Consider the following 10590-nt stretch of genomic DNA (forward strand, 5'->3'; position numbering starts at 1 on the left):
TTATCTACTGCAAAAATAACTTAAATTAGGGATATTTGCAGGTAAGATTTACAATAGTTACAACGTTTACATGAAACAAAAAGCATTAGCAGCACTTTTATACCTTTTCGCTTTGATGCCATTTTGGTTCATCTATATGATATCTGATGTGTTGTACTATGTATTCTATTATATCATAAGATATCGCAAAAATGTCGTATTCGATAACCTTAGAAATTCTTTTCCAGAAAAAAGTAACGAAGAGATCATTAAAATAGCGAAGAAATTTTATCGTTTTTTCCCTGATATGATTTTAGAATGTCTAAAATTCAAAAACATCAGTCTTACCGAAGTAAAAAAAAGAATCACACTAGTTGATGAAGATGAATTAACCAGGCACCTGAACCAAAATAGAACAGTTATTGCCGTCACCGCACATTATGCCAATTGGGAATATGGCATCCATCGTCTGGGAGCAATTACTGAAGCTCCTACCCTCATTGTATACAAGCCTCTTAATAATAAAACCATAGATAATGTTTACAATCAGGTTCGTTCTCGATTCGGTGCAATTATGGTTCCTATGAAGCAGATCGTTCGACATCTAGCTAAGTTAAGAGGAAAACCGAGTGTCAGCGTTTTTGTAGCAGATCAAGCTCCACTATATTCTGATGCTGACTATTTTTTGCAGTTCCTAAATCAGGAAACGCTTGTTTATACCGGTGTTGAACGAATTTCTAAAATGACAAATGGTCCTGTTGTTTTTTGCCACATCGGAAGAAAAGAAAAAAGAGGATATTATTTTTGTAAATTTACAACATTAATTGAAGATCCATCTTCTTACAGCGACAAGGAAATCACCCATATCCATAATGCTTTTACGGAAAAAATAATCCGTGAAGAGCCACAATATTGGCTTTGGACACACAGAAGATGGAAAAGAAAACGTAGAAAATGAAAAATTATCCTAAAGTAGCAGTTGTTATTTTAAATTGGAACGGGAGATTTTTCTTAGAAAAATTTTTACCTTCTGTATACAACAGCAGTTACCCTAATATAGAATTTGTAATTGGAGACAATGCTTCTACAGATGACTCTTTATCATTTGTACGTGCTTCATATCCTAAAATTACCATCTTAGAGAACACCGAAAACTACGGTTTTGCGGGTGGTTATAATCATATCCTTTCGCGTGTGGAAGCTGACTATTTTGTATTGCTTAATTCTGATGTCGAGGTTACGCCAAACTGGATAGAACCTGTCATCGAAATGTTAGAAAGGGATACACATCTTGTTGCTGCACAACCGAAGATACTTGCTTTCCATAATAAAGCAAAATTTGAACATGCCGGCGCCGCAGGTGGATACCTCGATCGGTATGGCTTCCCATTCTGCTGTGGACGTATTATGGACAAGGTAGAGTATGATCTTGGCCAATATGATGATGAAAAAGAAATATTTTGGGCTTCAGGAGCCTCACTATTTATCAAAAGCTGGGCTTGGAAAGAAGCACAGGGATTAGATGAAGATTTTTTCGCCCATATGGAAGAAATAGATCTTTGCTGGCGCTTAAAAAAAATGGGATATCGTATCGGTTATTGCCCCGACTCTACTGTTTATCATGTAGGAGGCGGAACATTAAATGCCAGTAACCCACAAAAGACTTATTTAAACTTTAGGAACAATTTGTTTATGTTGCAAAAAAATCTTCCTATAGGGCAGTTATTTACAGTTATATTTATTCGTTTCTGGTTTGATTTTGCAGCCTTATTGAAATTTATCCTTGATCGCAAGTTTAAAGATGCTTGGGCTGTTAGCAGAGCACATCAGGCTTTCTTCCTGCATATTTTCAAAAACGCTAAAAAGAGAAAAAACCATATACCAACAGAAAATAAGACTGGACAATATAAGAAATCAATAATTACTGATTTCTACCTAGATAAGAAGCAAAAGTTTTCTGATCTGGATCAAGAGAACTTTTTTTAAACGTTTTACTAAGAAGATGTAAAAACGCATAAAAATGCAGCTCTCATCAATAGCTGCATTTTTCATTAATTTATGTTTACAAATTGATCAAACGTACTTTTTATTTGTAAATTCGCAACATGTCATCCATGGATATTGAACAAAAAATAACTTCACTAACGCAAGAGCTAAACCATTATAATTATCAATATTATGTGTTAGCTCAAAGCCTTATTTCAGATTATGATTTTGATCTGAAAATGAAAGAATTGGAAGCCTTAGAAGCACAATACCCTGAATTCGCAGATCCCAACTCGCCTACACAACGTGTTGGTGGTGATGTAACGACAAAATTTGAGACCGTTAGACATCGCTGGCCAATGTTATCATTAGGTAATACTTATAATCAAGATGATCTTCGTGATTTTGATCAACGGGTACGTAAAATAATCGGCGATAACTTTGAATACATCTGTGAATTAAAATTTGATGGTCTGTCCATCAGCCTTACTTACCAGAATGGTAAACTGATAAAAGCGGTCACGCGCGGAGATGGAACACAGGGCGATGTGGTGACCAATAATATCAAAACAATAAGGAGCATTCCTATTCATCTAAAAAAGGGAAATTATCCCGAAGAGTTTGAAATAAGAGGTGAAATCTTTATGCATAAAAGTGCGTTTCTGCGTTTAAATGCAGAGCGGGAAGAGAACGAGGAACAAACTTATGCTAATCCACGTAATTTTGCTGCAGGAACGATCAAGCTACAGGACTCTGCCGAAGTCGCCAGAAGGCCTTTGGATTGTTTCTTGTACTTTTTATACTGTGAAAATAGAAACAAACTATTCCATAATCATTGGGAAAGCCTCGAAGCTGTCAAAGAATGGGGATTTCACGTTTGTGAACACACGCAAAAATGCCAGACGCTAGATGATGTTTTCTCCTTCATCGATTACTGGGATGATAAAAGACATGACCTGAGTTATGAAATTGACGGTATTGTCATTAAAGTAAATGATTATGGCGCACAAGAGGAACTGGGATTTACAGCAAAGAATCCACGTTGGGCTATCTCCTATAAATTCAAGGCTGAACGTGTTGAAACACAGCTCGAATCCATCAGTTACCAAGTCGGACGTACTGGAGCAGTAACTCCTGTTGCCAATTTAAAACCTGTTAGTTTAGCAGGGACAACTGTAAAAAGAGCTTCTTTACACAATGCGAATGAAATCGCAAGACTTGACCTTCATGAGGGAGATACTGTTTTCGTAGAAAAAGGTGGTGAAATCATTCCGAAAATACTTGCAGTTAATGTAGATAAAAGATTGTCATCTGCCAAACCTTATGCATATCCGACACATTGCCCTGAATGCAATACCGAACTGATTCGTCAGGAAGGCGAAGCCGTTCATTATTGTCCAAATGAAGATGGATGCCCGCCTCAGATTATAGGAAAAATGCAACACTTCATTGGCCGTAAAATGATGGATATAGAAGGATTAGGCGATGAAACTATAGAAACTTTCTATAGGAAAGGGATTCTTAAGAATGTTGTTGATATCTATGGCTTAAAAGATCATCAGGATCAATTACAGCAATTGGAGCGTTTTGGACAAAAATCTATCGACAATATGTTGAAGGGAATTGAGAAGTCCAAAGAAAAGCCATTTGAAAAATTACTCTTTGCATTAGGAATTCGACATGTTGGCGAAACAATTGCTAAAAAACTAGCACAACATTTCAAAACAATCGATGCGATTAAGGCTGCTTCTGTTGAAGAAATAGCTACTGTGCAAGATATCGGGATCCGCATTGCGGAAAGTATACATGAATACTTACATGTACCGGCCCACGAAGATTTAATAGCAAAACTAAAATCTTACGGTTTACAGTTTGAAATTGAAGAGAAAGAAGTAATTTTGGACAGTAATGCATTAACTGGCCAAACATTTCTGATATCGGGTGTATTTACAAATCATTCGAGAGAAGAATTAACTGCACTTATTGAAAATAATGGGGGTAAAATGGTTTCCAGTATTTCAGCGAAATTAAGCTACCTGGTAGCGGGAGATAAAATGGGGCCTTCAAAATTAGCAAAAGCAGAAAAACTAAACATCAAGATGATCACTGAAGATGAATTATTAGCTTTGATCGCAGATACAACAAGTATATAAATTAAATATTAATCTTTACAAACAACACAATGAACGAGCTTCATGGAGCTGGTGTAGCATTAGTTACACCTTTCAACGCAGATGGAACAGTTGATTTTGATTCTTTAGCACAGCTAATTGACTATCAAATTGACTCAGGTATGAATTATTTAGTCTCTTTAGGTACTACTGGTGAAGTAGCAACATTAACGAAAGACGAACGAAAGCGTATCTGGGATTTCACTGTCAAACAGGTGAATGCTCGCGTACCATTGGTTGCGGGTATCGGAGGAAATAATACGGCAGAGATTGTAGAGCAGATCAAAAATTTTGATCCTACAGGATTCTGTGCTATACTATCCGTATCTCCTTATTATAATAAACCCGTACAGGAAGGAATATATCAGCACTATAAAGCAATAGCTGAGGCTTCTCCCCTACCTATTATTTTATATAATGTACCAGGACGTACAGGAAGCAACATGACTCCTGCCACGACAATACGCTTAGCAAAAGATTTTAAGAATATCGTTGCAACAAAAGAAGCTTCTGGCAACTTTGCTCAGTTTAACGAGATCTTAAGAGATAAACCAGCTGATTTCTTACTGATTTCGGGTGACGATCCTGCAACCTTACCTATGATGGCTTTAGGTGCAGTGGGAATCATTTCTGTTGTTGGAAATGCATATCCAGCTCAAGTTTCAAAATTAGCTGCTTTATGTACTGCAGGTAGTTTTACTGAAGCTAGAACGATCCACAATGCGTTGCTTGAAATAACAGATCTTTGTTTTGTTGAAGGAAATCCTTGTGGGGTTAAATATATCCTACAAGAAAAGGGTATCGGTCAAGATTATGTACGCCTACCTTTAATACCGGTATCAGCAAACATTCAGACTGCTATTAAAGCAGAAATGCAAAAACTAAAATAAAATACCATACTATAATCATTGTATATTTAAAATCTATTAATTATCTTTGCACTTCCGTAAGTACGGAGAAAAATTAATAAACATAATTATTTAACAAAATGCAACAGTACGAATCTGTAATCGTTCTTACCCCGTTGCTTTCTGAAGATGCTGCGAAAGAAGTAATCGCAAAATTCAAAAACATCTTAGCAGAAGGCGGAGCCGAAATTGTCGCTGAAGACAATTGGGGTTTGAAAAAATTAGCGTATCCAATCCAGAAAAAAACAACTGGGTTTTATCACTTAACTGAATTCAAGGCTCCAGGAGAATTAATCAATAAATTAGAGGTTGAATACAAACGTGATGAGCGTGTAATGCGTTTCTTAACTATTGCTTTAGACAAACATGCTAAAGCTTATAGCGAGAAAAAACGTAGCGGTGCATTCAACAAAAAAGCGGAAACTAAAACTGAGGAGGGATCAAACTAATGGCTAACGAAAATATCCAATACGTAACTGCCCCTAAAGTAGAGGACAATCGTAAAAAGTATTGCCGTTTCAAAAAGAATGGTATCAAATACATCGATTATAAAGATGCTAACTTCTTGATGAAATTTGTGAATGATCAAGGTAAAATTTTACCTCGTCGTTTAACTGGTACGTCATTGAAATTCCAACGTAAAGTAGCTCAAGCGGTTAAACGTGCTCGTCACATCGGCTTGTTACCTTACTTAGCTGATTCATTAAAATAAGGAGGACTAGAGAACATGGAAGTTATTTTAAAACAAGATATCAAAGGCTTAGGTGAGCAAAATGATATCGTAAATGTAAAGCCAGGTTACGGTCGTAATTATTTAATCCCTCAAGGATTTGCTATTCAAGCGACTGTATCAGCAAAGAAAGTTTTAGCTGAAAACATTAAACAAGCTCAGTTCAAACAAGATAAAATTAAGAAAGACGCTACTGAATTAGCTACTAAGTTGGAAACTATTAAGTTATCAATCGGTGCTAAAGCTGGTGAAACTGGTAAAATCTTCGGTAAAGTAAACAGCATTCAAATTGCTGATGCTTTGAAAGCTAAAGGTTTTGATGTTGACCGTCGTCGTATTACTTTCGAAGTAGAACCTAAAGAAATTGGTGAATACTTAGCAAACTTAAACTTACACAAAGAAGTGAAAGTTCAAGTTCCTTTCGAAGTAATTGCTGAGTAATTCTTATTCAGTTTAACATATAGAAAAGGAGATAATTTTGGTTATCTCCTTTTTTTATGACGTAGATCGCGCTTATATTAAATCAGTCTGTCTATCTACTGGAATAAAAGAGGGTAATCATATTATTTATGATTACCCTCTTTTATATTATGCATATTCCTAGATGAGTTTTCCATATTTCAGTTCAATATGAAATTGCTATGTTAGTTTATAATAACGCTCTTTTTTCATTCATCCATATGATGAAATCTATACAGAAGGATTTCAATAAAATGAGTTCATACACAAAGCTCGGCTATAAAATTCATAATATCAGGATTACAATTTTAACATAAGACCTACTGCTCCACCACCAAACAATGAATTTCTGTTTTTATCTCGTCCCCATACTTTCCATAGGGTTTTCCCCGCCTGTGTAACTGCATCATCTTCTTTACTCACGTAATTAAAGCTAGGGGCTACGAATACGGATAGTTTTTTATTTAGACGTAGCTCCGGAATTAATCTAAAACTAGAATGGTTATTGGATAATAATTTAAATTTGTCTGTAAACTGATTCCGGCTGGATATCTCAGCACGTAGCATAAACCTGTTCCCATGTAAAAAAACCGCTCCTAAACCTGCTTCAAAAGCATAACGGGCAGTGTTATCATCTTTTAATGATGCATGTGCTCCTAAAATGCTATAGAGAACACGACCACCAGATCGGAATTGCACACCTAAATATGCATCTTGATCAATGGCAATAGAAATACTCTTCTCACCATTTTTAATTAAATTTAATAAGCCAATCGGATAGTCGCTGCTATCTGCAATATTAACTAACCCAGCAAGCTGAATACCTTTTACTTTATTGCCAATGTTAGCTATACCTGCAACTTGATTGCTGACAGTACCTTTACTGTGATTAAATCCACCTGCTAGTTGTGTCGCTCCTGCACTTTCTTTCATCATATTGCCTATTCCAGAAATTTGAACTCCTTTCACCGTATCGGCCTTATTTAGTCCTCCTGTTAATTGCAGTCCTTTGACATCACCAAATACTTGATTCGATATTCCTGCTACCTGAACACCATTTACATCGCCTCCCACGACATTGAACCCTCCTACTAACTGTAACCCTTCCATATCGTATTGATTGAGATTAAAAACTCCACCAATTTCTAAACCTTTTACCCCCGCAGTAGAACCTCCTAGGATATTTATTGAAAATTTATTAACAATCTGTGAGCGAATAAAACCATGCGAACTTAATCCCGGAGTCATCGATATCTGATATGGACTATATAGAAAAAGTCCGCCAAGATTCATATTTTGAATACTTTGAGCCGGTGATAAAAATACTCGTCCAAAAAAAGATCGATAAAAACCATTGTCTTGCTCATATTCCGTAAAGTAACCAAACTTTCTTTTTTTACTGCCAACTTCTGTATCGATGGGAAAAATTACTAAAACACTTGTATCACGAAACATTGCTTTACTTACATTAACAGCAATCAAACTAATTTTTTTCTTAACATCGAGTTCGAAATAACCGTTTTTATCGGTTAAAGTAGAAAGTAGTGCATCGCGATCAAAAATACTAGCGTCAGAAATAGGTGTGTTGGTTCGGATATTTTTGATATAGCCTGTGATAACAACTTTATTTTTATCCTGCGACTGCACTTCAACGTCTACTGCCATACGTTGCGGCGTAAATTGTATAATAATATGCTTGCCAATTTCCTTAAAACTATATTCCTTTCCTAACGTATGATCCAAAAAGCCATATAATGATCCCTTATATGCAGATACTTGAATCACACTATCAGCCTGCAGTATATTGCTATTAAAAGAAAACAAAGTACCATGCTTTTCATTCAGCACCTGAAAAATTTGACCTACTGTCATATTCGAATAAGCAGGTATTTGAATCTGGGTCGCTAACTGTTGCTGTGCATCCGCTTTTGAAAAGCTAAACAAAACTAAAAATATGAATAGGTAACTAAACTTTTTTAAAAGTGGCTTCGTAGTGATATGATTGATAAATTTTACCAAAAACATGATTATCTAGTTATATGAATAATTGAATCTTTAATAATAACCTTACATTTAAATGTGTCCGATATGACCTGTAAAATTTGATTTAGACCATTTTGTTGAAATGTTGCCGTTAACAAAAGCTTTTTGTCTGCTTCGCGATCAATAACAATTTTTTGATCATACGCCTTAATTAATAGTTCTACAACACGCTCCAACTTGGTATTTTCGAAGACAAACTCACGATCTACATAGTACTTATAAAACAAGTCTGGCATCTTTTTGACTGATACTTTCGTGGTATCATTATCTTGGATCGTAATCATTTCTTTAGGATGCAAGTAAACCTCTTTATTGCTGTATGAAACTTTAACCAAACCTGTTGCTACAATCACTTCGGTAGCTCCTTCATGACGACGCACATTAAAACTCGTGCCTACAACAGTAATCTGGCTCTTACCTGATTTAATCACAAAAGGATGCTCTTTGTCTTTAAACACATCAAAAAATACCTCTCCTTTCTCTAATTTTACATTTCTCCGTTTACTCATCCATGTTCGGGAATAAACAATTTCTGAGTTCTTATTAAGTGTAACCTGAGAACCATCTGGCAGTGAATCTGAAAGAACAGCGGTAGCACTAAAAAGATTTTTTTCTTGCTTATAACTATTATTAAATAAATAAAACCCTAATGAACAGATGACCAGCACTCCAGCCGCTGCCCACCAGTTCCATTTCATCATTACTGTTTTATTCTCAGCAACTTCTATTACTCCAGCATCTCTATTTTCTCTAGCGAATTTAAAATTTTCCCAAGCTTGATCGACATCTACCTCTGGTGCTTCAAGTGGTTTAGGTAAACGGTCCCACATATCTTTTATTTTTAAATATTCAGATCTATTCCTAATATCTTGTTCTAACCAGTTTTTGACTCTAATATTTTCTTCATCATTGGTTTCTCCAATGATGTATTTTTCTAGCAATTCCTTATTCATAATATATAAATGATATAAAAAATAATTACAGTTAAATAATCCATCAGCTCAAGACGTAAGTGTCGCAACGCTTTGGTCATATGTCCTTCAACAGTTTTAATGGAAAGATCCAATGTCTGAGCAATATCTTTATATTTCATCTCTTGAAAACGGCTCAGCTCAAAAACAGTACGACTCTTTTCAGGTAGCTTAGCTAGTGCTACTTGTAGTTTTTGATCAAGATCTTTTGCACTTTGATCGGCAGCAGGAACAAATTCTTGCCTACTTTGCTGATAAGATTGATATTTCATCTTTCTCTGCTCTTTTTTAAAAAAATTCATACTTTCATTATAGACAGCACGATATAAGTAAGCTTTTAAAGATGTATGTACTTCTTCCTGCCAATTTTTCTCCCATAGACGCAAGAATACTTGTTGTACGATCTCTTCAGCGCTCTCACTATCTCTCAAATAACGAAATGCAGAACGGTGCAATTCCTTATAGTACAAACGAAACAGTTGCTCAAATTTCTTTTCTTTATTTTCTGACATTGATTGAATTTTCCGGATTCATGAAACAATCTACTTTTATTTATGACAACTGAACTGGCCTATACCCTTACGCTAATTTCATTTCTTTTTATTGATTCAAATTTAAAATATATAAAACGATAATAATTTAATTTTTTTCAAGGGTATTGTGATGGTATGTTGTCATAAAGGAAAGATGAATGAATAATTAATCAATACACATACAAATACAAATACGTTTAGAAAAATGAAAACAACATTAAAAACTGCCCTTATGGGATTGACATTATTAGGATTGTCCATCGCAGCAAAAGCACAAGAAGTTACTTATGGACTTCAAGTTGGAAGCAATTATAACATGACATCTTTTGGTAACAAATCCGTCAAAGATAATAATGGAAAAGTGGGTATTTCTGTCTCTGGGTTTGCCCGTATTGGAAATGAATTATTCTTTCAACCGGGTTTAGGAGTGAGCTTGTTACGTAAAGAATATACTTTTGACAAGAATGAGAAAACGCCAAAATTCTATCAGATAAATTTACCGCTTCAGATAGGATATAAGTTAATCAATGATGGCGATTTTAATTTACGTGCTATGTTGGGACCACAATTGAATTATGACATTAAAACCGTTAAATCAACAGCAACTACTGATTATAAAAAGTTTTCTTTTGATGGTCGAATTGGATTAGGTCTTGATATTAGCAAATTGACATTAGATGCCTATTATAGTCATGGATTTAGCAGTATTGATAAAACTCTTGATGCTAAAAACAGAACGGTAGGCATCATGGTGGGCTATAAATTTTAATTAAAATAATTTTCAAATCACGAGCGTTATCCTAAAGAATA

11 protein-coding genes are annotated in these 10590 nt (G+C 35.2%); 8 read left to right on the plus strand and 3 right to left on the minus strand.

Going from position 1 to position 10590, the window contains the following annotated elements; genetic code table 11:
• The first annotated feature begins 70 nt into the window (after positions 1-70).
• The 7 genes from FHR29_RS13500 (at position 71) to rplI (ending at position 6215) form a co-directional block, all read left to right on the plus strand.
• On the plus strand, positions 71-937 hold the full coding sequence (locus FHR29_RS13500) for a lysophospholipid acyltransferase family protein (RefSeq protein ID WP_183915295.1): 867 nt from the start codon (positions 71-73) through the stop codon (positions 935-937).
• Entirely contained in the window at positions 934-1965 is a 1032-nt protein-coding gene (locus FHR29_RS13505; RefSeq protein WP_183915297.1) for a glycosyltransferase family 2 protein, read from the plus strand. Before FHR29_RS13500 ends, FHR29_RS13505 begins: the two co-directional genes overlap by 4 nt.
• A gap of 119 nt (positions 1966-2084) precedes the next feature.
• Positions 2085-4118, plus strand: a complete 2034-nt coding sequence (gene ligA, locus FHR29_RS13510; RefSeq protein ID WP_183915299.1) for an NAD-dependent DNA ligase LigA — start codon at positions 2085-2087, stop codon at positions 4116-4118.
• 29 nt (positions 4119-4147) lie between these two features.
• Entirely contained in the window at positions 4148-5026 is an 879-nt protein-coding gene (gene dapA, locus FHR29_RS13515; RefSeq protein WP_132843240.1) for a 4-hydroxy-tetrahydrodipicolinate synthase, read from the plus strand.
• Between the two features lie 98 nt (positions 5027-5124).
• The gene (rpsF, locus tag FHR29_RS13520) at positions 5125-5493 is read left to right on the plus strand and encodes a 30S ribosomal protein S6 (RefSeq protein WP_021191489.1); all 369 of its coding nucleotides are present in this window, start codon (positions 5125-5127) and stop codon (positions 5491-5493) included.
• Positions 5493-5756 carry a 30S ribosomal protein S18 gene (gene rpsR / locus FHR29_RS13525; RefSeq protein ID WP_021191490.1) on the plus strand — a complete coding sequence of 88 codons (264 nt, stop codon included), beginning with the start codon at positions 5493-5495 and terminating at the stop codon, positions 5754-5756. The genes rpsF and rpsR overlap by 1 nt, the downstream gene beginning before the upstream one ends.
• 15 nt (positions 5757-5771) lie before the next feature.
• Positions 5772-6215: a 50S ribosomal protein L9 gene (gene rplI, locus FHR29_RS13530; protein ID WP_021191491.1), complete on the plus strand. Its 444-nt coding sequence runs from the start codon at positions 5772-5774 to the stop codon at positions 6213-6215.
• Between the two features lie 318 nt (positions 6216-6533).
• Here rplI and FHR29_RS13535 read toward each other — a convergent pair whose 3' ends face one another.
• Genes FHR29_RS13535 through FHR29_RS13545 form a run of 3 tightly spaced genes read right to left on the minus strand, consistent with a single transcriptional unit; the run spans position 6534 to position 9759 of the window.
• Complete coding sequence (locus FHR29_RS13535; RefSeq protein ID WP_183915301.1) at positions 6534-8258, minus strand: hypothetical protein; 1725 nt, start codon at positions 8256-8258, stop codon at positions 6534-6536.
• Between the two features lie 2 nt (positions 8259-8260).
• Complete coding sequence (locus tag FHR29_RS13540; RefSeq protein WP_183915303.1) at positions 8261-9229, minus strand: FecR family protein; 969 nt, start codon at positions 9227-9229, stop codon at positions 8261-8263.
• Complete coding sequence (locus tag FHR29_RS13545; protein WP_183915305.1) at positions 9226-9759, minus strand: RNA polymerase sigma-70 factor; 534 nt, start codon at positions 9757-9759, stop codon at positions 9226-9228. The genes FHR29_RS13540 and FHR29_RS13545 overlap by 4 nt, the downstream gene beginning before the upstream one ends.
• A 226-nt stretch (positions 9760-9985) precedes the next feature.
• Here FHR29_RS13545 and FHR29_RS13550 point away from each other — a divergent pair, with 226 nt between their 5' ends.
• A complete protein-coding gene (locus FHR29_RS13550; protein ID WP_183915307.1) occupies positions 9986-10549 on the plus strand; it encodes a porin family protein in 564 nt (187 codons plus the stop codon).
• The last annotated feature ends 41 nt before the right edge of the window (positions 10550-10590 follow it).

The sequence above is a fragment of the Sphingobacterium sp. JUb56 genome (genome assembly GCF_014191365.1).
In the GTDB taxonomy this organism is placed as follows: domain Bacteria; phylum Bacteroidota; class Bacteroidia; order Sphingobacteriales; family Sphingobacteriaceae; genus Sphingobacterium; species Sphingobacterium anhuiense.